Origin of the sequence: Bradyrhizobium sp. 26S5, from assembly GCF_036923295.1 — a bacterium.
Classification (GTDB): Bacteria; Pseudomonadota; Alphaproteobacteria; order Rhizobiales; family Xanthobacteraceae; genus Bradyrhizobium; species Bradyrhizobium septentrionale.
Window position 1 is genome coordinate 6,603,860 of sequence record NZ_CP145948.1, and the last position, 23,896, is coordinate 6,627,755.

At 63.8% G+C, this 23,896-nt stretch carries 18 protein-coding genes and 1 pseudogene; 2 read left to right on the top strand and 17 right to left on the bottom strand.

Annotation, left to right across the window (positions count from 1 at the left end):
- Positions 1–8: 8 nt before the first annotated feature.
- The 8 genes and pseudogenes from asnB (V5279_RS31145) to V5279_RS31185 form a co-directional block, all read right to left on the bottom strand.
- On the bottom strand, positions 9–1,823 hold the full coding sequence (gene asnB / locus V5279_RS31145; protein ID WP_338690973.1) for an asparagine synthase (glutamine-hydrolyzing): 1,815 nt from the start codon (positions 1,821–1,823) through the stop codon (positions 9–11).
- A 176-nt stretch (positions 1,824–1,999) separates the two neighbouring features.
- Positions 2,000–2,779: a glycosyltransferase gene (locus V5279_RS31150; protein WP_338690974.1), complete on the bottom strand. Its 780-nt coding sequence runs from the start codon at positions 2,777–2,779 to the stop codon at positions 2,000–2,002.
- A 401-nt stretch (positions 2,780–3,180) separates the two neighbouring features.
- On the bottom strand, positions 3,181–4,110 hold the full coding sequence (locus V5279_RS31155; protein ID WP_338690975.1) for an NAD(P)-dependent oxidoreductase: 930 nt from the start codon (positions 4,108–4,110) through the stop codon (positions 3,181–3,183).
- A gap of 18 nt (positions 4,111–4,128) precedes the next feature.
- The gene (locus tag V5279_RS31160) at positions 4,129–4,692 is read right to left on the bottom strand and encodes an acyltransferase (RefSeq protein ID WP_338690976.1); all 564 of its coding nucleotides are present in this window, start codon (positions 4,690–4,692) and stop codon (positions 4,129–4,131) included.
- Positions 4,689–5,543 (bottom strand): methyltransferase domain-containing protein, encoded by an 855-nt coding sequence (locus V5279_RS31165; RefSeq protein WP_338690977.1) that lies wholly within the window; start codon positions 5,541–5,543, stop codon positions 4,689–4,691. The genes V5279_RS31160 and V5279_RS31165 overlap by 4 nt, the downstream gene beginning before the upstream one ends.
- Positions 5,544–5,551: 8 nt before the next feature.
- A complete protein-coding gene (locus V5279_RS31170) occupies positions 5,552–6,640 on the bottom strand; it encodes a glycosyltransferase (RefSeq protein ID WP_338690978.1) in 1,089 nt (362 codons plus the stop codon).
- Positions 6,641–6,643: 3 nt separating this feature from the next.
- Positions 6,644–8,481 (bottom strand): annotated as a pseudogene (gene asnB / locus V5279_RS31175) (asparagine synthase (glutamine-hydrolyzing)).
- 2 nt (positions 8,482–8,483) lie between these two features.
- Entirely contained in the window at positions 8,484–10,037 is a 1,554-nt protein-coding gene (locus V5279_RS31185; RefSeq protein ID WP_338690981.1) for a lipopolysaccharide biosynthesis protein, read from the bottom strand.
- A 305-nt stretch (positions 10,038–10,342) separates the two neighbouring features.
- Here V5279_RS31185 and V5279_RS31190 point away from each other — a divergent pair, with 305 nt between their 5' ends.
- Complete coding sequence (locus V5279_RS31190; RefSeq protein WP_338690982.1) at positions 10,343–11,536, top strand: CoA transferase; 1,194 nt, start codon at positions 10,343–10,345, stop codon at positions 11,534–11,536.
- A gap of 4 nt (positions 11,537–11,540) precedes the next feature.
- Here V5279_RS31190 and V5279_RS31195 read toward each other — a convergent pair whose 3' ends face one another.
- From V5279_RS31195 to V5279_RS31235, 9 genes are all read right to left on the bottom strand, one after another.
- On the bottom strand, positions 11,541–13,052 hold the full coding sequence (locus V5279_RS31195) for a tripartite tricarboxylate transporter permease (RefSeq protein WP_029079940.1): 1,512 nt from the start codon (positions 13,050–13,052) through the stop codon (positions 11,541–11,543).
- A gap of 22 nt (positions 13,053–13,074) precedes the next feature.
- On the bottom strand, positions 13,075–13,617 hold the full coding sequence (locus V5279_RS31200; RefSeq protein ID WP_338690983.1) for a tripartite tricarboxylate transporter TctB family protein: 543 nt from the start codon (positions 13,615–13,617) through the stop codon (positions 13,075–13,077).
- A 72-nt stretch (positions 13,618–13,689) separates the two neighbouring features.
- Positions 13,690–14,793, bottom strand: coding sequence for an S-methyl-5-thioribose-1-phosphate isomerase (gene mtnA, locus V5279_RS31205; RefSeq protein ID WP_338690984.1), 1,104 nt, complete (start codon positions 14,791–14,793; stop codon positions 13,690–13,692).
- Positions 14,790–15,665: an S-methyl-5'-thioadenosine phosphorylase gene (locus V5279_RS31210; RefSeq protein WP_338690985.1), complete on the bottom strand. Its 876-nt coding sequence runs from the start codon at positions 15,663–15,665 to the stop codon at positions 14,790–14,792. The genes mtnA and V5279_RS31210 overlap by 4 nt, the downstream gene beginning before the upstream one ends.
- 151 nt (positions 15,666–15,816) lie before the next feature.
- Entirely contained in the window at positions 15,817–16,794 is a 978-nt protein-coding gene (locus V5279_RS31215; protein WP_414645775.1) for a Bug family tripartite tricarboxylate transporter substrate binding protein, read from the bottom strand.
- A gap of 1,225 nt (positions 16,795–18,019) precedes the next feature.
- Positions 18,020–18,817 carry an enoyl-CoA hydratase/isomerase family protein gene (locus tag V5279_RS31220; RefSeq protein WP_338690987.1) on the bottom strand — a complete coding sequence of 266 codons (798 nt, stop codon included), beginning with the start codon at positions 18,815–18,817 and terminating at the stop codon, positions 18,020–18,022.
- 64 nt (positions 18,818–18,881) lie between these two features.
- Entirely contained in the window at positions 18,882–20,078 is a 1,197-nt protein-coding gene (locus tag V5279_RS31225; protein WP_338690988.1) for a pyridoxal-phosphate-dependent aminotransferase family protein, read from the bottom strand.
- Between the two features lie 297 nt (positions 20,079–20,375).
- The gene (locus V5279_RS31230; protein WP_338690989.1) at positions 20,376–21,659 is read right to left on the bottom strand and encodes an MFS transporter; all 1,284 of its coding nucleotides are present in this window, start codon (positions 21,657–21,659) and stop codon (positions 20,376–20,378) included.
- Between the two features lie 67 nt (positions 21,660–21,726).
- Positions 21,727–22,929 (bottom strand): alanine--glyoxylate aminotransferase family protein, encoded by a 1,203-nt coding sequence (locus V5279_RS31235; protein ID WP_338690990.1) that lies wholly within the window; start codon positions 22,927–22,929, stop codon positions 21,727–21,729.
- A 132-nt stretch (positions 22,930–23,061) separates the two neighbouring features.
- Between V5279_RS31235 and V5279_RS31240 the strand changes: the two genes are divergently transcribed.
- Positions 23,062–23,814 carry a GntR family transcriptional regulator gene (locus tag V5279_RS31240; RefSeq protein WP_338690991.1) on the top strand — a complete coding sequence of 251 codons (753 nt, stop codon included), beginning with the start codon at positions 23,062–23,064 and terminating at the stop codon, positions 23,812–23,814.
- Positions 23,815–23,896: the final 82 nt, after the last annotated feature.

The following is a 23,896-nucleotide window of genomic DNA, read 5'->3' on the forward strand; positions in this document are numbered from 1 at the left end:
ACAGATCTTCATGGGGCTCCAACCCGGAAGCGTTCGCCCCAGAGCGCCACGCAATAGAGCCGCCAGCGCATTCCGAGGTCGAGCCGGTGGAATTTCCTCTTCACTGCAGCCATGTCGACGTAGCGGGCCAGCAGCGTGCTGCCAATCACCTTGTCATACATCACCGGCGAGTGTCTGTTGAGCCAGAGCTGATCGGGAGCCGCAAAGCCGATCTTGTCCTTGCGCCAGCAGATGTTGGCCGGAAGAACATCCTGCATGGCTGCGCGGAGCGGCCATTTTGTCCAGCCGTGGTTGACCTTGGTCCGGGTCGGCAAGCCCAGTGAAAATTCGACAAAGCGGTAATCGAGGAATGGCAATCGCGTTTCGACGCCGAACCGCATCGAATTCTTGTCCTCGAAACGCAGCAGCATCGGCAGGTTGGTTTCCGTGATCTCCAGAACCTGCATCTCCCGTGCATCGTTGGTGTTTCGCGCAAAACGGCGAAGCGACTCCGGCAGGGCTGGACTCTTCAGGAACGCGTATCGCCAACGGTAGACGCCGGCTCGCAGTCCCGCCAGACTGGCCCCGAACAAATACATCAACAGGCGGCTGGCTGAAACGCCCGCCTTCCTGGCCGCGCCGAAGGCGGAGAAAAATCCGCGCACACCCGAGCGATGAAAGTGGTCGCGGAGCCAGGCCGCATAATAGCGATGATATCCGAGCAGCGTTTCATCGCCGCCCTGACCGTCGAGAAGCACAATCACGCCGTTCGCGCGCGCCGTCTTCATCACCTCATACTGCATCATGATCGAGGGGCCTCCGAACGGCTCCTCCTGAACCTCGAGCAGGGTTTCCGCCGTCGAGGCGAAATCCTCGTAGCCCGGCTTGGTGCGCAACCAGTTCAGCTCGGCGCTTGCCACGATTTCGGCCGCGTAGGCTTCCTCGTTATTGGCGGCCTGCTCGCTGACTGCGGTGATGGCAAAGAAGCGATCGTTGGAGGTCGTCGCATAGCGCCGTGCTGCCAGCGTCGCGACGCTCGAACTGTCCAGTCCTCCCGACAGGCAGGTTCCGACGCGAACGTCCGAGCGCAGGCGCAGACGCGTTGCGTCGTCGAGCAGTTCTCGCAGCAATTTGGCTGCATCCTGCCCGTCAGCGACGTCCGGGCGAGGCGCCAGCGAATAATAGCGCTCGGTCCTGATCCGGCCTGTTGCCACATCGACGCGCATCTTGTGTCCGGGGGCGAGCTTCTCGATGCCCTTGAAAAAGGTGCGATTGGTATGGTCGCTGAGGCCGCAGACGAGAAAATCCCTGACAAGATCGTCGTCGGCGACGGAGCGCCCGATCAGCGGCAGCAACTGGCGAATCTCCGAACCGAATGCGAACTGCGTCGCCGTGTCGGCATAGTAGAATGGCTTCACACCGAAGCGATCACGCGCGCAGAACAGCGTATTGTCGCGCTCGTCATGGATCGCAAACGACCACATGCCGTTGAAGCGGTCGAGGCAGTTTTCGCCCCAGTGGACATAGGCGGCCAGCAGGACCTCGGTGTCGGACGCGGTGTGGAAGACATGTCCGAGCGCCTCGAGTTCCGCGCGGAGCTCGAGGTAGTTGTAGATTTCACCGTTGTAGGTGATCCAGATCGGAAGCAGCCTGTCGCGCATCGGCTGCGCGCCGTCTTCGGTCAGATCGATGATGGCGAGGCGCCGGTGTCCCAACCCGACATTGCCATTGACCCTCACGCCGCGCCCGTCCGGCCCGCGGTGAGCGACCAGATCGGTCAGTCGATCGACTTGATCAGCATCAACGAGCCCGTTCTTGGCGATGAGGCCGAATATGCCGCACACGTGGGACTAACCTGTTCGTCTGGGTTTCGTTGACAATTCGACAGGACGCGCAGTCTGGCCGCCGCGGCATGACATCCGACCCAGCGCCTGAGCTCTCCTCTACCCCGTTCACGCGATGAACGTCAACCTCGCCGGGTGAAGCAGCGCCCGCGCGATCTGCTGCGCGACCTCAGCTTCTATCTTGCGACTGGCTCACTGATCTCCTGACCGGCAGCCCGTCGCATGGTGGCCGCAAAACTCGCCGCAAAGGCGCGGACGCTGTCGTCCTGATGCGGGACGACGTTCCGAACGACGAGCCCGCGCGCCTGCTGTGAAACTTGCATCAGGTGGTCCGCGAGCGCGACCGGATCATTGACGCCGAAATAGCGTGCAGCCCCGTCGGTCTGCTCCTTGTGCACATCGAGATCGGACAGGATCATCGGAACGCCGAACGACTTCGCCTCCTCGACCGTCGTGCTCCACCCCTCGAAACGCGATGGATTGATCAGTGCGGTCGATGCCCGCAGCAGCGCGTAGACGTGTGACAAGGGGATCGTCCCAACATGGCGGAAATGCGCATCGAGGCCGCGCTCGCGAACCTGCGCGTTGACCTGTTCGTAATAGCCCGGCTCGCGGCGATCCTCGGTGCTGCCGGAGGCACAGACCACCACGTTGGCGCCGCGCTCCTTCAGGATCGTCAACGCGTCGACCACGAGCTGATGGTTCTTGTGACGGTAGAACTGATTGGGCAGGTAGAAATAGCTTTCCGGCAGGCCGTAGGTCGCGATCACCTCGGACGGATCCGTGTTCAGGAAGGCGGCCGGCGGCTGGGTCGCGAAGCGAACCACGCAGACATCGTTCCCGGCGCGCGGATAGTAGGTCCTGAAATCGCGATGCGCACTCTCGCTGCTCAGCATGATGGTCCGGCCCGACGCCATCTGGACGCGGAAGCCGATTTCGCGGCGCCAACGTGCCATCCTCGGAAAGAGCTGAGGCAGAGATCGGTGTTGCAGGTCCGGAATCCACGCCACTACCGGGATAGCCAGCCGCCAGCCGAAGAAGTGTGCCGCTTCAACAACAACATCGACGCGCGCGGAGCGAAACGCCGCGGCGGCTCCGGGGTCCAGCCCAAGCCCCAGCGCCGCGGCTAAACCTGGCTGTCCATCGAATGCTGCCGACCGGACCACCTCAACACCCGGTGTTGCGGCAAGCTCCGCGAGTTCATTCTCATCGGCCGTATTCCCGGCAAAGATGACCGGAACGAATTCGCCAGGCAGAGACCAGGCGAGCGCCGCGAACAGATTGCGCTGATAATTGTATCCGCCAGCCCAAAGCCGACGCGAAATGTGACTGAACGCGATCCGCAACGGGCGCAACGTCACGAAGCCTGCCCCTTGAACCACGTCACGTAGTCGGCAAGGCCCTGATCGAGGGGAATGCGCCAATCGAACCCGATTTGGCGCAGCATTGCATCGTCGGCCAACAGGCTCACGGGATCGCCGGGCCGGCTTACGCCCGAGTGTCGCACTGCGGTGTTGCTTCCCCACTCCCGGATAAGGCCGGCTGCAATGTCGGCAACGCTCGTCCCGCGGCCCGATCCGCCATTGATGACCCGGAACGTCTCCTGCGGCGACGGTTCCGCGACACTTGCAAGAAGCCTCGCGACGTCGCGAACGTCGGTCCAGTCGCGGATTTCGTTGCCCGTCCCGCCGAGCGTGAGCAACGGCTCCCTGGCCTCGAGCCGCGAGCAGATGTCCCAGAGCAATTGTTTGCGCAGGTTGGGACCGTAGACCGAGAACAGCCGCACGACAGTGCAGCGGATGCCGAACGACTGCGCGTAGCTCCGGCACAATTGCTCCATCATGAACTTGTGTTGCCCATAGGGCGACATCGGAGCTGCGACGGCGCTTTCGGCGATCGGGCCTGTATGGTCGGCACCATAGACGGCGGCACTCGACACCGCGATCACTGCGCAATCTGGCGCGGATCCACGCAACCATTCGAGCAGCCGCGCCGTGCTGGCGACAGTCCGTGTGAAATCCTCAAACGGCCGCTCAATCGAGACGCCGACGGACGATCCGCCGGCGAGGTGAAAGACCTGCGCCGGCAACCCGTGCACAGCCGCAAGCGTGTTGAGATTGGCCGCGTCGATCTCACCGTTGATCCAGCTCTGCAAACCGAGGCGCCGGGCTTCCGCCGCATCGACGGCTCCGTGCCCGACCCCATGCACCGCATGGCCCGGCGCGGCCAACTCCCGCACAAGATGGCGGCCGATGAACCCGTTCGCGCCTGTGACCCACACGATCATGCGATTGACCCAGCCAAACTAAGTTTCAAGGACTGACCTTACAAGACGTGCCGGGTTTCCGGCGACGACTGTGTCTTCGGCGACGTCCCCAGTGACTACCGAACCAGCCGCTACTATCGCGCGGGCGCCGATCCGAACGCCTCTCGTCAGGAAAACGCCAGCCCCGATCCAGGCATCGTCGTTGATCAGGACAGGACGCTCATCGAGATCTAGCTCACGCGGATGACCTTTGGTAAACATCTCCTGAATCTGCCGGTGGCGCGCCACGTGGTCCACAGGATGAGTGAGATTGTCGAAGACATTCACATCGTGCGCAATCAGCACCCGGTCTCCAATTCGTACGGATCCAGCGGACCATATCCGCGAATTCTCCCCGACATAACACCACGATCCGATTTCGATGCGCCCGCCATGGGCGAACGTCAAAAGCTCGCCTCGGATAATGCTGTTCGCACCAATGACGATGCAGTCGCTGTCACCGCGAATATTGCGGATGCGTGCAGTCGGCATCAGCCTGGCGTTCGACCGAAGGCGACAGGTCGCGCGGCCCAGCATCCGCTGCAGCCAGTAATCGAGATTCATCTGATCAACTCGATGCAGGCAATAGCGCGCGCGCAGCCAGCCCTGTCGTCGAGCCGGCCGCGTCCGCTATGCGGGTCAAATGCAGTCGCATTCGCAACCTCGGCCTCCGTTGCCCGACGCCAGCCCGTCTTCTCATAGCCGAAGAACTCGAGCTCGAAGGACGAAGGCGCAAAAGCGTCGATCAGGGTCTGGATCATCCCCCGGTCGAAGACCTGAAACCAGTTGAAGTTCTCATATCGCCCATATGGCACCGTGATCAGGCAACGTCCGCCCGGAGCAATGATCCGTCGAAACTCGCGCATCGCATCGGCAAAGCCATGCTTATTGGTTTCTGATTTAGCCGGATCATTGGTGTAGAGCATTGTGTTGTCCAGTCCGACATGCTCCAGGGTAGAAATGCTGACAATGGTGTCGAAGGCGCCATCCTCGAACCTCGTCTTGCGAAAATCCCCAAAGACGTAGGAATAGCCCTCGTACCAGTAACACCGCTTTTCCGGTGCCAACGTCATGATCGTCAGGTCCGCGTTGCGCAGTGGATCGCGGCCCAGAATGTAGTCGTGATTCAGCGTCGAGCCCGCATCAAGCATTCGTCCCAGTCGGACACCATCGCGGCGCAACCGGTCGAACAGCCATGGATATTCGACTACCCTCTCATCGATGGCGATGCCAAATGCGTCAGGCAGCGGGCGCCCCGATCGAACGGCGGCCGTGTCGATCGCGGTCTGAATGCAGTCCTTCTTGCGCGTAAAGTAACCAACCGACCAGGGTCGACGCCCTCTAGCAAAGTAGACAGGCAATGCAGCCGCGTCAGCCAACTCCTTGATTCTAAAAACCAGACCGTCAACGTGCATGCCTGCTCCTAGACGCGCTCCAAGAGGTCTTCAAATAGTGCCCACTGGCGCCCTTTGCTATACAAATCTCCGACCACTCGCCGCCCCCGCTCGGCTTTCGCCTTCATTTCATCCCAGCCCCGCAAGCAATTCGCGATCTGGGTGAGGCAATCATTGCCCGACTCGTAGACCGCAATCGTCTGCCCAGGATCCATCCCCTCCGGATAACTGCCGGCGTCCGACACGAGCAGCGCTCCGCAGCCCATCGCCTCGAAGCAGCGCATGTTGCCGCGATCGTTGCCGGCCATGTCGATTGCGCCGTTGAGCACGATCTTCGCCGATCCGAACAGCTCGTAGAGGTCCCTGCCGAACAGCGGCAACCTCGCGATCCGCGCGATGACCTCGGGACGCCGGTACTTCCCCAGCGGCAACAATCGTCCGACCGGGCTTTCGGCGAGCCGCGTCAGCCGCGACGCATCGAGGCAGAACACGATGTTGCGATCAGCCGCCAGCGCCGCGACCTGCTCGAGGGTCCGGCCCCGCGCGCTGTGATGCCGCGAATATCCACCGACAAACGCCACGTCGATCGGTCGTTCGCCGTGGCCGTATTGCTCCATCACCGGATCGACCGCGGGGAAGAACAGCTCCGCCCGGCACCCCTTGCTGCGCCAGGCCTCGAGGATCGAAGGGAAGTTTCCAAGCACCGCGCCATAAGCGGTCAGGTCGGCATTTCCGGAGGGTGCCGCGCGCCAGCACAGCGTCTTCTTCACACAGCCGGGAAGCTTGGCGACGAACGCGCTCGGATAGCGCACCGGATCGAGATTGTAGAACACCTCGGTTCCGTGATGCTCGATCTGCGCGAGCAGGATTGCCTCGAGCGTCGGCGTCCCCTTGATGCCCTGCTCATGCGCCCATCGGCGCTGCAGCACTTCGTCGTCGCCATTGGTGAAGAAGGCTTCGGGTGCGCCGTCGAGCACCGGCTTGAGGAAATGCGCCGCGCCAAAGCGATCGTGCAGGAACACGTCGCGCCGCGCCGCGAAGGTCGACGCCTTTGCCGCAAGCTGGTTCAGCCGCGGCAGATAGGACGAATAGAGACCGCTGTTCTGGAACAGACGCATTGCTTACGCGGACCTCGCCAACATCCATTTCATGTTCAGATACGGCCAGATCCGGCCGACGGATTCCCAACCCCAGCTTTGCGATGCCGTCAAGCGGCCGACCGCCTTTCGAAGCGGCACCTCGTCGACGAACTCGGCAAATGCCGGGACCTTCCGATCGAGCAGCTCTGCGGTCCAGCCGGCCAACGGCCCGTTCAGCCATTCCGGCATCGGCGAATTGAATCCAACCTTGCGGCGCGCAGTGCGGATGCTTTCGGGCATCAGGTTCGCCATCGCCTGCCGCGCCACCACCTTGGTCATGCCGTCGGCCGACTTGCTCGTTTCCGGCAGCGCCATCGTGTAGGTGACCAGCCGCCAGTCCATGAACGGCATCCGGACCTCGATCCCGTGCGCCATCGAGAGCCGGTCGAAATTGCGCAGGATGGTTGGCAGCGTGGTCGAGTGAAACATCCGGTAGAGACGCCGGTTCAGCGCGCCCCACGCGCTCGGCATTTCGTCATCCTCGGCGACCAGCCGCAACGGTGCGGGCATCGCCGCCGCGCCGCCACGCAGGAAGTAATACCCCTGCCGCCTGATCATCTGCGCCCGCAAGAAGTCGATGCCCCGCTGCGCCAGCTTCGATCGTGACGTGAGCGCGGCCGCTGCGTTCCGGATCCGGAATGCGGTCGACTGCCCCTCCTGCAGGTAGGCGCCCATCAATTCATCCGCGCCGTGACCGTCAAGCGACACGGTGACGTTCTGGCGCCGGAGTTCGCGGTAGATCAGCCACGGCGCGCTCGGCAGCCCGATATAGACGTCGTCATTGTCGTCGAGGATCCGGTCAAGGTCGGTGAGCGCATCAGAGCGGCCGATCTCGAGAAAGCTCGGCGCCACCTCGGCCCACGCGGCCGCCTCCTCCGCCATCGGCCGCTCGTCATTGCTGTCGCCGGGAAAGGTCGCGACAAAGGCGTGCCGCCAGGCGGTGCTGTCGCGCGGTCCCATGCCGGCCTTCTCATGCGCCGACATGGTGCAGATCACCGCGGACGAGTCGAAGCCGCCGGACAGGCAAGTGCCGATCGGTACGTCGCTGCGCATGCGCAGCGCCACGGAATCCTGAAACAGCTCACGAAAGCGCGCCACACGTTCGGCCTCGCCGGCCGGGACATCAGGCAGGTGATCCACGGTTCGCCACCAGCGGCGCACCTGCACCTTGCCTTGGCGCAGCCACATGCAGTGGCCGCCCTGCAGGCGGCGCAGCTGCGCGAACAGGGTCCGCTCGCTGCCTTCGATCCCGAATGGGTCAAGCAACAGCCGCCGCGCTACGTCGATGTCGAGCGATGTCTCATTCAGCCCGCTCCGCGCCAGCGCTCGCTGCTCGGATGCGAAAACGAATCGTTCGGACGACAGCGCGTAGAGCAGCGGCTTGATGCCGAAACGGTCGCGCGCAAGGAACAGATCATCCGTGGCGGTGTCGTAGATCGCGAGCGCCCACATGCCGTTGAAGCGCAGCAGCATGTCCTCGCCCCATGCCTGCCAGGCGGCAAGGATCACTTCGGTATCGGACTGGCTGCGGAACATCGCGCCCTCGCCTCGAGTTCGCGGCGCAATTCGAGGAAGTTATAGATCTCGCCATTGTAGACAATCACATGGCGGCCATCGCCTGAGACCATCGGCTGATAGCCACCCTCGCCGGGATCGATGATGGCGAGCCGGCGATGGCCGAAGGCGACGTTTCGCTTGGCGTTGAACCAGATGCCCTCGCCGAACGGACCGCGATGCGCGATCAGACTGGTGAGCCGCGAGATCTCGGCCGGCTCCACGGCGGAACCGCGCAGATTGACGATGCCTGCGATACCACACATGTCTAGGCGGCCTTGAAGGGCAAGAAGCGGGTGATGATGATGCGGAGGTCCCGCCAGCAGACGGCACGATAGGGACCAAGCTGCGACACGGCGACGGCGGCGACGAAGATTGCCGCCGCCGACACGCCGTAGAGCGACACCACATACCACCATGACGGCGCGTGGTCGAATGAGGTGTGGCCAAGTTGGGAGCGCAGCGCCAGCGCAACGGCGATCCCGGTGCCGAGCGGGACGAGGACGAAATGCAGCATCCGCGACCACATGGCTGAAAGCCTGAAGGTCCGCCGCAACAGCAGCACCGTGGTGACCATCTGCGCGACCATCCCGACGCAGGTGCTCCAACCGGCCGCCTGCCAGCCGAAATACGGCAATGCGACGGCGCTGGTCGCCAGCGTGAAGACACCGGTGACGAGCGAGATCAGCGCGTTGGAACTGGAGCGCCCCTGCGACAGCAGATAGAACGCAAACACGTTGGCGCAGGACCCCAATATGCCGCTGATCGAGAGCACCACCAGCACCAGTTGCGCCTCGGCCGCCACCTCGGCGCCGGTCCATCGATATAGTAATGCGCCTGCGACCGGGATCAGGCCGCCCAGCGCGCTCGCGGCAAGCACATTGAGAATCCAGGACGAACGAAGCAGCAGGTCGACCTTGCGATCGTCATCCTCCTTTTGCAGCGTGCTGAAGAACGGGAACAGGATCTCGCCGACCTTCAGCACACCGATATAGACCGCCTCCTCCAGCCGCTGCGCAACACTGTAGAAGCCGACGAATTGCGGCTGCAGCAGCGCGCCGAGCAGATAGCGGTCCGCCTGCCCGGCAAACAGCGCGCCGCTTTGCGCAGCCACCTGCCAGCCGCCAAGCTTGACCAGTGCACGCAGCGCGTTGCGATCGAGCGCCGGCCGTGCCAGCCAGTCACCTATCGCGTGCCGCGACCAGGCGACGGCCATCAGGAAATTCGTTGCGAAGCCCAATGCCTGGCAACCGAGGAACGTCGAGGCGCGCGGCGCATGCGGGATCAGCAGCAGCATCGACATCGTCGTCACCACCGTGCCTGTGATGCTGATCGACGCGATCCGCCGATAATCCTGGCGCGCCGTGAACAGCGAGAGGAAGACCGCGAACAGGCACTGGCACAGCCAGCCGGCGCCGGCCAATGCAAAGGCAAGCCCCAGGTCGTCGCCAGCCGGGCCCCCCAGGTGAAATCCCAATCGCGCGAGCGGCGCGCCCACAAGGCTAAGCACTACAGCGATCAGGCCGCCCACGACGATGGCGAGCGCAAGGGCGGTCGCAAAAAATCGCCGCGCCTGGTCACGGTCGGACGATTCCAATCGTTGCGCGAGCTCGCGCGTCGTGGAGAGGCCAAGCGCGTTGCTGAACATCAGCGCAGGCGCGACGCAGGCTGTCACCAGGCCCGCAACACCGAACGCAGCGAGGCCAAGGCGGAAAATCACGAATGGCAGGATCGCAAGATTGAGCAGCACTGCGACCGCGAAGGCAGTCGCGTTCCATGCCGAGTTGCCGAGCAGATGGGATGGACCTTTCTTCACCGCCATGCCCGTTTTCGGTCCATCGCTTCGATACGCTTCAAGTGCCTATTCCATAAGGGCAAAACCCGTTCGGCTCGGCGACGGGCTAGCAGCCGCCGGGGTGATTGTCGAGGGTTGGCAGATGGTAGTGCCGGCGAGCAGGCCCGGCTGGCCCAAATCACCGCCAAGGGACGAACCGATCTTCACGGAACCATGGCTGGTTGTTTCCGGCCCGGCCTGTCGTCCGGGTAACAGTTGGAAAGGTCAGCCAAATTGTCTAAGGCAGATAGGCAGTAGCCCCCAGAGCGGCCCGCCAAACAAGAGGTGTCTCAATGCCCTTTCCCCGCGCATCCCAAGCCCTGTCCCGTTTCACCGTGCTGGATTTGACCCGGGTCCGGTCGGGGCCGACCTGCGTGCGCCAGCTCGCCGACTGGGGTGCCAACGTCATCAAGATCGATGCGCTGCTGGAGGACAGTGGCGGCGAGCAGCCGGGCGGCCCCCGCGGCGGGTCCGATTTCCAGAACCTGCATCGCAACAAGCGCGCCATGACCTTGAACCTGAAAGACCCCAGTGGGCTCGAGGTGTTCAAGCGGCTCGCCGAACAGGCAGATGTCGTGGTCGAAAACTTCCGGCCGGACGTCAAGGCCAAGCTCGGCATCGACTATGAGAGCATCCGCAAGATCAATCCGCGGATCGTCTATGGCAGCATCTCCGGCTTCGGCCAGGACGGCCCCTATCACAAGCGCCCGGGGTTCGATCAGATCGCGCAGGGCATGGGCGGCCTGATGTCGGTGACCGGCGCGCCCGGCGAGGGGCCGATGCGGGTCGGCATTCCCGTTGCTGACCTGACCGCGGGCCTGTTCTGTGCGCTCGGCATCCTGACCGCGCTGCTGGAGCGCGATGTTTCCGGCGAAGGCCAATGGGTGCAGACCTCGCTGCTGCAGGCGCAGATCTTCATGCTGGATTTCCAGGCGGCGCGCTGGCTGATGGAAAAGGAAGTGGCCAAGCAGGCCGGCAACAACCATCCGACCTCGATCCCGACCGGCGTGTTCAAGACCTCCGACGGCTACATCAACATCGCCACCACCGGGGGCCGGATCTGGGAGCGCTGCGCGCAGGCGATCGGCGCGCCCGATCTGGTCACCGACCCCGACTATGCGACCGCACCGGCGCGCTCGAAGAACCGCGACGCGCTCAACGCGCGGATCGACGCGCTGACCCAGAAGAAGTCGACCGAAACCTGGGTGCAGGAGCTGAACGCCGCCGGCGTGCCGTGCGGGCCGATCTACGCGATCGACCAGATGTTCGAGGATGCCCAGGTCAAGCATCTCGGCATGGCCCAGCACGTGCCCAATGACGAGAACCGGCATATCCAGCTGGTCAGCCAGCCCGTGACGCTGTCGCGGACCCCGAGCAGGATGGCGGCGCGTCCGCCGGAATTCGGCGAGCAGACCGAGGAAGTCCTGGCCGAATTCGGCTTCGACAAGGACGAGATCGCCGAGCTCCGGCAGCGCAAGGTCGTCTGACCCCTCACGCCTTTGCCGGCCGCACCAGACGCGCGACGCCGGCAAAGGCCCGATCGATCACCGGCCAGAACAGCAGCACGATCGCCAAGGTCGTGATGGTGCCGACGAGGCCGTTCGACCAGAACACCTTCATATCGCCGCCGGAACCGATCATCGAGAGCCGGAATGCGTCCTCGGCACGGCTGCCGAGCACCAGCGCGAGGGTGAATGGCGCAAGCGGGATGCCGATCTTCTTGAAGACGTAGCCGACGACACCGAAGCCCAGCATCAACCAGATGTCGAACATCGCGTTCTGGATCGCATAGGCGCCGATCGCGCAGGACACCACGATCATCGGCGCGACCGCCGCGAACGGTACCCGGAGGATCGAGGCGAAGATCGGCACGGTGGTCAGCACCAGCACGAGGCCGACGACGTTGCCGAGATACATCGAGGCGATCAGGCCCCAGACGAAGTCCTTGTGCTCGACGAACAGCAGCGGGCCCGGGTTGAGGCCCCACACCATCAGGCCGCCAAGCAGGATCGCCGCAGTCCCCGAGCCGGGAATGCCGAGCGCGAGCATCGGCAACAGCGCCGAGGTGCCCGAGGCATGCGCGGCGGTCTCCGGCGCGAACACGCCCTCGATGCGGCCCTTGCCAAAACTTTCCGGATCCTTGGCGAAGCGCTTGGCGAGATTGTAGCCCATGAAGGAGGCCGCGATCGCGCCGCCCGGCGTGATCCCGAGCCAGCAGCCGATCACGGACGAGCGCAGCAGCGTCACCCAGTATTTCGGCAGGTCCTTCCATACCGAGAGCACCACGCGCAGGCTGATGCCGGCGGCGTGTCCACGCAGCGCCAGGCGCTCCTCCATCGTGAGCAGGATCTCGCTAATGCCGAACAGGCCGATCACCGCGACGAGGAAGTTGATGCCGCGCAGCAGCTCCGCGGAGCCGAAGGTCATGCGCAGCTGCCCGGACACCGTATCCATGCCGACGCCGGCGAGCAGCAGCCCAAGCGACATCGAGATCACCGTCTTGTGCTTGGCCTCGCGGCCGAGGCCGACGAACGAACAGAAGGTCAGGAGGTAGACGGCGAAGAACTCCGGCGGGCCGAACTTCAGCGCGAACGACGAGATCATCGGCGCCAGGAAGGTGATCAGGAGCACCGCGACCAGCGAACCGATGAAGGACGAAGTGAACGCGGCCGTCAGCGCTTCAGCCGCCCTGCCTTGCTGCGCCATCGGATAGCCGTCGAAGGTGGTCGCGACCGACCAGGCCTCGCCGGGAATGTTGAACAGGATCGAGGTGATGGCGCCGCCGAACAGTGCGCCCCAATAGATGCACGACAGCATCACGATGGCGGAGGTCGGATCCATCGTGAAGGTCAGCGGCAGCAGGATCGCGACGCCGTTCGGACCGCCAAGCCCGGGCAACACGCCGACGAAGATGCCGAGCACGAGGCCAACCATCATCAGCAGCAGCGTCTTCCACGTCAGCAGGACGGCAAAGCCGTGCAGCAACAGACCGAAGGCTTCCATGTCTCGAAATCCTGTCGGTTGGCTAGCGGCCGAGAGCCGCTTCGAGCGGCCCCTTCGGCATGATGACGTCGAACGCGACGTCGAACGTTATGAACATCACGGCGGTGAAGACGAAGGCAGTCAACAGCGACTTCCACAGCGCGATCTTGCCGACCAGGCGCATGAAGCCCGCGATCAAGAGAAAGCTCGCGACATAGAGGCCGAGATACTGGGTGGCGAGGCAGAACAGCAATGTCGGCACGAACACCGCCATCACCCGGCGCAGCTGGGCGCGGGTGACGAAGGTCTCGGCGGCTTCCCGGCGCGAGAGGAAGGCGGCGCCGAGGCCATAGAGACTGGCGCCGCCGAGGATGACCGCGAGATAGAACGGAAAATAGCCCGGTTGCGGCCCGGTCGAATCCCACGAGGCGCCGGTGCGCCAATTGTCCCAGCCGAGCACCAAGGCGAGCGCAAGCAACAGCAGCGAGACGACGACGTCGACGACGCCGGTGCTGACGACCGCAGGCGAGTTCTCCTCAGGCGCGGTCGGATCGTCGACGACGATCTCAATATCGGTATTGGACATGGATGAGACGGTCTCGGTTGCGAGGGCAACGATTGGGATAGCGCGCTGACACAATCACCGTCAATGCAGCCTTCAGCTAACGCCGGAACGTTCGGGAAACGCGCTCGCAAGTGCAGCACGGCTAGCGTTGAGGACGCCGCGCTCGGTGATCAATCCCGTCACCAGCCTGGCCGGCGTCACGTCGAAGCCGAAATTGGCGACGGAAGAGCCTTCCGGCACCACGCGCACGGTCTCGATCCGTCCATCAGTCGTGCGCCCGGTGAGGTGCGTCACCTCGGCGGCCGCGCGCTGCTCGATCGGAATCTGTTTGATGCCGTCATCGATACGAAAGTCGATGGTCGGCGACGGCAGCGCAACGTAGAACGGCACGCCGTTGTCATGGGCCGCGAGCGCCTTCAGATAGGTCCCGATCTTGTTGCAGACGTCGCCATTGGCGGCGACGCGGTCGGTTCCGACAATCGCAAGATCAACCATTCGATGCTGCATCAGATGGCCACCGGTGTTGTCAGGGATCACGGTGTGCGGCACGCCGTGATGCCCGAGCTCCCAGGCGGTCAGCGAGGCACCCTGATTGCGCGGCCGCGTCTCGTCGACCCAGACATGGACCGCAATGCCGCGATCATGCGCCTGGTAGATCGGCGATGTCGCCGTTCCCCAATCCACCGTTGCAAGCCAGCCGGCATTGCAATGCGTCAGCACATTCACCGGCTCGCCCAGCCGCTTCGTCGCGGCGATTTGCTCGATCAGGGCAAGGCCGTGGCGGCCGATATCGCGGTTGATCTCGACATCCTCGTCGGCGATTTCGCGGGCGCGGGCATAGGCGGCTTCCGCGCGGGCTGAAGCTGCGAGCGGCGCGAGCGCGCGCTGCATCTCGTCGATCGCCCACTTCAGATTGATCGCGGTCGGCCGGGTCGCAGCGAGCATCTTGCCGGCCCGCGCGAGCGCCGCGTCGGACGCATCGGCGCGCATCGCAAGCGCCATGCCATAGGCTGCGGTGGCGCCGATCAGCGGCGCGCCGCGCACCAGCATCGAGCTGATCGCCTCGCCGGCCTCGTCCGCCGTCGTGAGCCTGGCGACGATGAACTCATGCGGCAGCCGGCGCTGATCGATCGCTCCGACCGACCAGCCGTCGGGCTCAAGCCAGATGCTGCGAAAATGCCGTCCATCGACCTTCATGCGTTCAACACCCTTCCGGCGACGGCATCGAGCTTGGCAAGCAACTGCGGATCGCGCGCCGCGGGCGCCGTGATCAGCGCGGTGTCCAGTGCACGATCTGAGCCGATCGGACACGGCTCATGCTCGCGCGGGAAATCCCGCGCCAGACGCGCGACCAGCGCCTTTGCCTTCTCGGCGTTCGAATTCAGCACGCGGATGATATCCTGCACCGTCACGGCATCATGCGCCGGATGCCAGCAATCGAAATCGGTCACCATCGCCACGCTGGCGTAGCAGATCTCGGCCTCACGGGCGAGCTTGGCTTCCGGCATGTTGGTCATGCCGATCACCGAATAGCCCTGCGCCTTGTAGGTCAGGCTTTCGGCGAGCGAGGAGAATTGTGGCCCTTCCATGCAGAGATAGGTGCCGCCGCGCGCAAACGCGATGCGCTCGGCTTCGGCGGCGGCGGCGAGATGCTTGACCAGCAACGGCGACACCGGATGCGCCATCGAGACATGCGCGACGCAGCCCTTGCCGAAGAACGAGCTCTCGCGCTTGTGGGTGCGATCGACGAACTGGTCGACCAGCACGAAGGTGCCCGGCGGCAACTCCTCCTTGAACGAGCCGCACGCGGACAGCGCGACAAGGTCGGTAACCCCCGCCCGCTTCAGCACGTCGATATTGGCGCGATAGTTGATGTCGGACGGCGACAACGCATGTCCCTGGCCGTGCCGCGGCAGGAACACGATCGGCAGTCCCGCCATCTCGCCGCGGCGCAGCGGCGCCGACGGCTCGCCCCACGGGCTCGTGATCGCTTCCTCGCGGACATTTTCCAGGCCCGGCAGGTCGTAGATGCCGGATCCGCCGATGATGCCGAGAACGGCTTTGCTCATGATCGCTCCTCACGGTCCCGCAACGGCGACGGAGGGTTGACCCAGCCCGATCGGGCTCGCCGGACGTTCGGCCTTACTGCGGCGCAATAATCACTGCGCCGCCGCCGCTTGCAAGCCAATTCCGGCCTGAAGGTAAAGCAAACCACGACCGCTATTTTGCGACGAAGCCCGCCGCATTCATCAGCGAGGCGTTCAGCTTGTCGTCATCCTCGAGGAACTCGACCATGTCCTTGCCGGTGAGGAAGATCGGCTTCAACGCCTGCTTCTCCATATAGTCCTTGTATTCAGCCGTCTGCGTCACCTTCTGGAACAGGTCGGCATAGAACGCCTGTTGCTCCTGCGTGACCTTGCCCGGCAGGAACATCGCGCGCAGCATCAGATACTGCAGGTCGAGCCCCTCTTCCTTGCAGGTCGGGATGTCGTTCCAGGACTGCGTCTCGGTGACCTTGGTCTTGTAGGAGATCCGCTCCTTGTCGAACACGCAGAGCGCGCGGACCTGTCCGGCCCGCCAGACTTCGAGGTTCTCGCTGGGATTGTTGACGTTGGACTCGGTGTGGCCGCCGACCAGCTGGGTCGCGGCCTCGCCGCCGGACTTGTACGGCAGGTAGGAGAATTTTGCGCCGGTCTTCTGCTCCATGAAGACGGTCAGCACGTGATCTTCGCGCTTGGAGCCCGTCCCGCCCATCTTGAACGGTGCGCTTGCCGCCTTGGCGGCCTCGATAAACTCCTTCACGGTCTTGGGACCCGTTGCATTGTCCCACAACACGAACTGGTCGAGCGCAATCACCGACACCGGCGTGAGGTCGCGCCAGTTGAAGGGAATTTTCGCCGACAGCGGCAGCATGTAGATCAGCGAATAGGCGATCAGCACTTTGTTGGGATCGCCTTCGCTCGACTTCATGTACATCAGCGCTTCCGCACCCGACGCGCCGCCCTTCAGCGACACCACCATCGGCTGCTTCATCAGATTGTTCTTCTGGATCGCCGCCTGCATCATCCGCGCCATCTGGTCGGAGGCGCCACCGGCACCCGCCGCAACCACGATCTCGACCGGCTTGCTCGGCTCCCAGCCGGCAAAGGCCGGCGTGCTCAGCAGCAGGGCCGCGATGGCAGCCGTGGTTTTCACAATCTGTCCCACGTGTTTCTTCCCTATCTATTTGTTCGGCTTGGCGAAAACCTGCGAATTGGCGGGTGCCGTCATTGTGCTGAGAATGCGGGTGAGTTCAAGCCGCGAACTGCCGCAGCACGTATGACTTTGGAATGAGGTGGGTGTGTCGGTTCGCACTGACATTAGCAGTCCCGTCATCCTGAGGAGCGCGTAGCGCGTCTCGAAGGATGCACGGCCACCAGCCGGGCCATACATCCTTCGAGGCTCGCTCCGCTCGCACCTCCAGCGACAAAGGCGAAGCCTTTGCGCGGGGATGACGGTCCTGTTCGGATTCGAATGGCAAACAACATGCTCGATGGTCATCACCCGCGCATGCGGGTGATCCAGTATTCCAGAGACGCCGGAGCTTGAGCCGAGCGGCCGCGGCGTACTGGATCGCCCGGTCAAGCCGGGCGATGACAGGTGAGGATGGGGATACAGCATCGCATTCTCGCGACATGAATCGTCCGAGTCTTACATCTCGTTCCGCCCTCTCATCAAACAGAGGGCGCAGGGAAAGCCGGGTGCCGATCGCACCCATGGGTCCCGTGCAACAGGAAGCACGGGAGGTAGGACCACAGGTGTCACCGGGAACTCCGGCTTTCCCTGCGCGATGGGTTACGGCTTATTTCGTGCTCTCCCCGGCGAGACCGGGCTTTGTTGTCACCGCCCTCGCAAAGTCGCATTCGCGTCTTGCGAGGGGACACCTACCGCTGGGGCGTCAGGACCACACGACTTCACCGTCCGCTTCGCGTGCTCTCGTCAGTTCCACGCTCGGCGTCCACCGCATCCCACACCGCGTTCGTGACGATCGCGAAGCGCCCCTCAATCGGGTGAGACGGACGAACCATACACTGAGTTGCCATTCCGATAAACCGAAATATTTTTCGCGGAAGGGCTGGACAGGGTGTGTCGCATTGATTTGTCGGGTGAAATTAGATTTTACGCGCATATTCACCCTCTCCAGGTCACGCCGATGGAAATTTGAAACCGAAGAGTGGGGTCGCCCGTACAATTGCAATCGGACGACCCCTGCCGACCACTTCCAATTGCCCCCTGCCATTCAACAGGTGCGATAGCCGACCCCACAAATACGCAGCAACCATGATCCGGTTTTGCTGCGCAATCCGGTCATTCCTTTTCATCTGACCAGTTTGGGCTATATGGCGTGCGTTGGCGCGACCTGGAGCAAAGCGTGAAACCGCCGCTACTTGCCCTTGAAGTTCGGCGCGCGCTTGTTGAGGAAGGCGTCCATGCCTTCGCGGAAATCCTCGCTCATGTAGGCGCGCAGGATCAGGTCTTCGCCTTCCTCGCGCGACAGCGTGCGGCGGATGCGGCGCACCGCTTCCTTGGTCACTTCGAGCGTGATCGGCGCATGGCCGGCGACAAGCTTGGCGGTCTCGTTGGCGCGGCGCTGCAGCGTCTCCACGTCGGGAACGACTTCGTTCAGGAGCCCGAGCGCCAGCGCCTCCGGTGCCTCGACCAGGCGCGCTTTGAAGATCAGATCCTTGGTCCGCGCCGGGCCGATCAGCGAGACCAGCCGCGAGATGTTGGACATCGAGAGGCAGTTGCCGAGCGTGCGCGCGATCGGGAAGCCGATCCGTGTCGCCTCGGTACCGATGCGGATGTCACAGCATGCGGCGATGCCGGCGCCGCCACCGGTGCACGCGCCGGCGATCGCTGCGATGACGGGCACGCGGCACTGTTCGAGCGTTCCCAGCACGCGGTCGATCCGCGCCTCATAATCCAGCGCATCCTGCGCGGTCTTGAAGGCCCGGAACTGCGAGATGTCGGTGCCCGAGGCGAACGCCTTGTCGCCGGCACCGGTCATGATCAGCGCCTTGATGGAGTGATCCTGATTGATGTTCTCGCAGATCGAAGCCATCTGCTCATACATCGCAAAGGTCAGCGCGTTGCGCGCCTGCGGCCGGTTGAACGTGATGCGCGCGATCCCCTCTTCGACGGAGTAGATCAGGTCTTCGGTCGAAGTGACGGGCGCGTTCATGTCTCGCTCTTTCTGTTGTCTACGATTCGATTTCAGGCGACGGCCTTTTTAAGCAACAGCCTCTTCAAGCAACAGCCTTGGACGCCTGCGACGGGTCGCGTCCCTTCAGGACTTCCATCGCCGCCAGCACGCCGCCACTGCGATGCGGCACCTTGGCGAGATCAAGCCCCATCTCGACGCCGGACAGCGTGCCCATCAGCATCAGGTCGTTGAAGTGACCGATATGCCCGATCCGGAATACCTTGCCCTTGACCTTGTTGAGGCCGGTGCCGAGCGACATGTCGAAATTATCAAGCACGACCTTGCGGAAATGATCGGCGTCATGGCCATCAGGCACCCGCACCGCGGTCAGCGCCGGCGAGTGCGCGCCCTGCTCCTGGCACTGCGTCTCGAGGCCCCAGACCTTGATCGCGGCGCGCGTCGCCTCGCTGTGGCGCTTGTGGCGGGCGAAGACGTTGTCGAGCCCCTCCTCCTCCAGCATCTTCACGGCCTCCTTGAGGCCGAACAGGAGATTGGTTGCGGGCGTGTACGGCCAGGTGCCGGCCTTGTTGATGTTGATGACCTCCTGCCAGTCCCAATAGGAGCGCATCGCGGGATTGGCCTTGGCCACTGCCAGCGCCTTCTCCGACACGGCGTTGAAGCCGAGGCCGGGCGGCAGCATCAGTCCCTTCTGGGAGCCGGCGATCGACACGTCGATCCCCCAGGCATCGTGCTCATATTCAAGCGAGCCGAGGCCCGAGATGGTATCGACCATCAGCAGCGCCGGATGCTTCAACGTGTCGAGGATCTTGCGGACGTCGCGCGGATAGGTCACGCAGGCGGTCGAGGTCTCGTTATGGACCACGCAGACGGCCTTGATCTTGTGCGCCTTGTCGGCGGCAAGCCGCGCCTCGATCTGCTCGAGGTCGGCGCCGTGGCGCCAGTCGCCGGGAATGAAATCGACGTCGAGCTTGAACTTGTCGGCGATGCCGTGCCACAGCACGGCGAATTGCCCGGTCTCGCACATCAAAACCTTGTCGCCGGGCTGCAGCGTGTTGACGATCGCAGCCTCCCAGGCTCCGGTCCCCGACGAGGGGTAGATGATCACGGGCTGCTTGGTGCGGAACACACGCTGCATCGCCGAAAGCACGGCAAAACCGATCTCGGCGAATTCGGCACCGCGATGGTCCATAGTCGGCATGTCCATGGCCCGCAGCACCCGGTCCGGCACGTTGGTCGGTCCCGGAATCTGGAGAAAATGCCTTCCAGTATGCACGGTCATGAGCGTCTTCCCGGTCTTGTCTTGGTCGTGGTGAGCCGCTCGCATATCACTATTCGCCGGGTTTGTCCTAGGCTCGGCGAGGGGCCGTCATGCATATCTGACGGCGCTCCACCGGGGCCGGCAGCCCCTCATTCGGCCGAGGCTATCGAGGTTGGGGAATCGACGCGATCATCGTCCCCGTAAAACTCGTCATGCCCGGGCTTGTCCCGGGCATCCACGTCTTCGTTTCCGGGCAAAGATAGACGTGGATGGCCGGGACAAGCCCGGCCATGACGCTGCCATATGCGATGGCCCTATTCACTCGGCGGCCACCACCTTTCCCGGTGCCACCGGTTCGCTGGTCTCCTCGAACGGCCGCTCCGGGTGCATCAGCAATGCCGAGAAACCTCCGACCAGCAAGAGCCCCATCGACATCAGGAACGGCAGGTACCAATTGCCGGTCGCGTCGATGACGAAGCCGGCGACCAGCGGCGAGACGATGGCCGCAAACGCCGAGCCGGAGTTCATGATCCCCGCGGCGGTGCCGGAATATTTCGCCGCGATGTCCATCGGGATCGACCACATCGGGCCGATCACGAGCTCGGCGCAGAAGAAGCCGGCCGACAGGCTGAGCGCGACCACCGTGATGTCGTGAACGAACAGGATCGGCATCAGGGACAGCAGCGCGCCGGCGAATCCCACGATCGTCACGCTGAGCCGCGCCAGACGCACATTGCCGGTGCGCTCGAGGATGCGGTCGGAGATGACGCCGCCGATGCTGTCGCCGACGACGCCGGCGAAGAAGACGCCGGATGCGAACAGCGCCGAGTTCTTCAGGTCGAGGCTGTAGTTGTTCTTGAAGAACAGCGGCAGCCAGTTGAGGTAGAGCCACAGGCACCAGCCGTAGCAGAAATAGGTCAAGGTCACCGGCCACATGCGCTGCAGCAGCGGGCCCCACGGCACCTTGGGCCGCTCGCCCTGCGGACGCGGCGGCAACGTCGCAAGCTCGGCTGCGGTGATCGAGCCATGGTCGCTCGGCTCGTTGCGGAAGTACCAGACCCACGCGACGCCCCAGATCAGACTGACAATACCGAGCGCGATGAATGCGCCGCGCCAGGTCAGCCATAGGATCAGCAGCGCTACCACCGGCGGGGTGACGGCATTGCCGAGCCGCGCGAACGAATGCGTCAGCCCTTGCGCGAAGCCGCGCCGCTTGGCCGGCGTCCAGTACTGCATGGCGCGCGTCGCGGTGGGAAAAGTCGCGCCTTCGCCGAACCCGAGCGCGAAGCGGGCAACGAACAGCGCGGCGAGACCATGGACAAAGCCGGTCATGATGGTCGCCGCAGCCCAGATCATGCCGCACCAGAACAAGGTCTGGCGCGGTCCGAAGCGATCGCCGACCCAGCCGCCGATCACCTGGAACAGCAGATACGGATAGGCGAAGGCCGAGAACACCAGGCCGAGCTCGGTGTTTGACAGGCCGAGCTCCTTCTGGATATCGCCGGCCGCGGTACCGATGTTCACCCGGTCGACATAGGTGATGAAGTACATCACGCAGAGCATGGCCAACACGACATGGGTGGCCTTGAACCGAAGCCTCATATCCTCCCCTTCCCTGATCCCCGATTTTTCTGTGCCGTTGGCCTGCGGGATGCCGGTAGGTGATCGCTTAAGTGCTGACCACCTTCAGATGCGACGGCGCGTTGTGCTGATCGCGCTGCTCAAGAATCCGCATGGCGGCCTCGACGCCACCCGCACGATGCGGGACGCCGGCGACCGACAGCCCCATCTCGACGCCGGTGAGCGCACCAAGCAGCGTCAGCTCGTTGCACTCGCCGAGATGGCCGATGCGGAACACCTTGCCGGCAACCTTCGACAGGCCGGCGCCGAGCGACATGTTGAAATTGTCGAGCACGACCTTGCGGAACTGATCGGCATCGTGGCCGGGCGGCATCATCACCGCGGTCAGCACCGGCGAGAATTCCGATGGCTCCTGGCAGAGATTCTCGAGCCCCCATTGACTGACGGCAGCCCGCGTCGCGGCGGCGAGCCGCCGATGGCGCGCGAACACGTTGTCGAGCCCCTCCTCCAGCAGCATCGCGATGGCTTCGCGCAGCCCGTAGAGCAGGTTCGTCGCCGGCGTATAGGGGAAGAAGCCCTTGGCGTTGGGCTTCAGCATCTCCTCCCAATCGAAATAGGAGCGCGGCATCTTGTTGCTGCGCGACGCGGCGCGCGCCTTGTCGGAGATCGCGTTGAAGCCGAGGCCGGGCGGCAGCATAAAACCCTTCTGCGAGCAGCTGACGCTGACGTCGACCTTCCACTCGTCGTGCCGGTAGTCGACCGAGCCCAGCGAGGAAATGGTATCGACCATCAGGAGCGCCAGATGCGAGGTGCGGTCGATCGCGGCGCGGATATCCGCGATGCGGCTGGTGGCGCCGGTCGAGGTCTCGTTGTGGACGACCATCACCGCCTTGATGCTGTGGGCGGTGTCGCCGGCGAGTCTCGCCTCGATCTCGGCGGGGTCGGCGCCGCGGCGCCAGTCGCCGGGCATGAAGTCGACCTCGATGCCGAAGCGGCCGGCCATCTGGCGCCACAGCGTGGCGAAGTGGCCGGTCTCGACCATCAGGACCTTGTCGCCCGGCGACAGCGTGTTGACGATCGCGGCCTCCCAGGCGCCGGTCCCGGACGACGGGAAGATGACCACCGGTCCTGCGGTCTGAAACACCTTCTGGCTGCCCTCGAGCACGGTGCGGCCAAGCTCGCCGAATTCGGCGCTGCGGTGGTCGATGACCGGCATGTCCATCGCGCGAAGAACGCGGTCGGGGACCGGGCTCGGTCCCGGAATCTGGAGAAAATGGCGCCCTTGATGCATGAGAACCTCCCAATCGCCGTGCTTCAGTCTGCTGGTCGGCTATTTTGCATTCATTTTTTGTCTTTTCAACGCATATTTGGTATTCGATTGGAGACGTCGACGCGACCCTGTGGGTAAATTATTGTCCTGGATATGAAATCTGCGATTCCCGAAACCGGGGTTCCGATCACCCCACCGGCCGCCAGCAATGGCGGCGACCGCCAGGAAGCCTCGCTTCATGGCGAGATCCTGTTGCGGCTTCGCGACTATGTGGTGGAGGGCAACATCCCCGAAGGCGGGCGCGTTCCGGAGCGGCAGCTCTGCGACATGCTGGGGATATCGAGGACGCCGCTGCGCGAAGCACTCAAGGTGCTGGCCGCCGAAGGCCTGATCGAGCTGTTGCCCAATCGCGGCGCGCGGGTGCGCCGGCTCAGCCCGCGCGACCTCGAGGAACTGTTCGACGTCATGGCAGGGCTCGAGAGCCTGGCCGGGCGGCTGGCCTGCGAAGCCATTACCGATGAGGAAATCGCCGCGATCGAGCGGCTGCATTACGAGATGTACGGCCACTATCTGCATCGCGACATGCACGGCTATTTCCAGGTCAACCAGCGCATTCACGAGAGCATCGTGGCCGCCGCGCGCAATGAGACCCTGAAGACCGCCTACGCCAATTTCGCGGGCCGGATCCGCCGGGTGCGCTACTCCGCCAATTTCGCCCGCAAGCGGCAGCGCTGGGCCGAGGCGATGCGGGAGCACGAAGCGATCCTCGATGCGCTGCGCCGCCGCGCCGGCAGCGAGCTCAGCGACATCCTGTTCGCCCACCTGCGCAACAAGCGGACCGCCGCCATCGAGCACCTCGCCGAGGGACCGGACGCCGCCGACGAGGCGACGCTTCAGGGCGACTAGCCTTGAGGCCGCAAGTCTTGCTCATTATGAATTCATAATGTAATTTTAGTCGCCATAGAATGAATAATCTACGGGCAGTTTC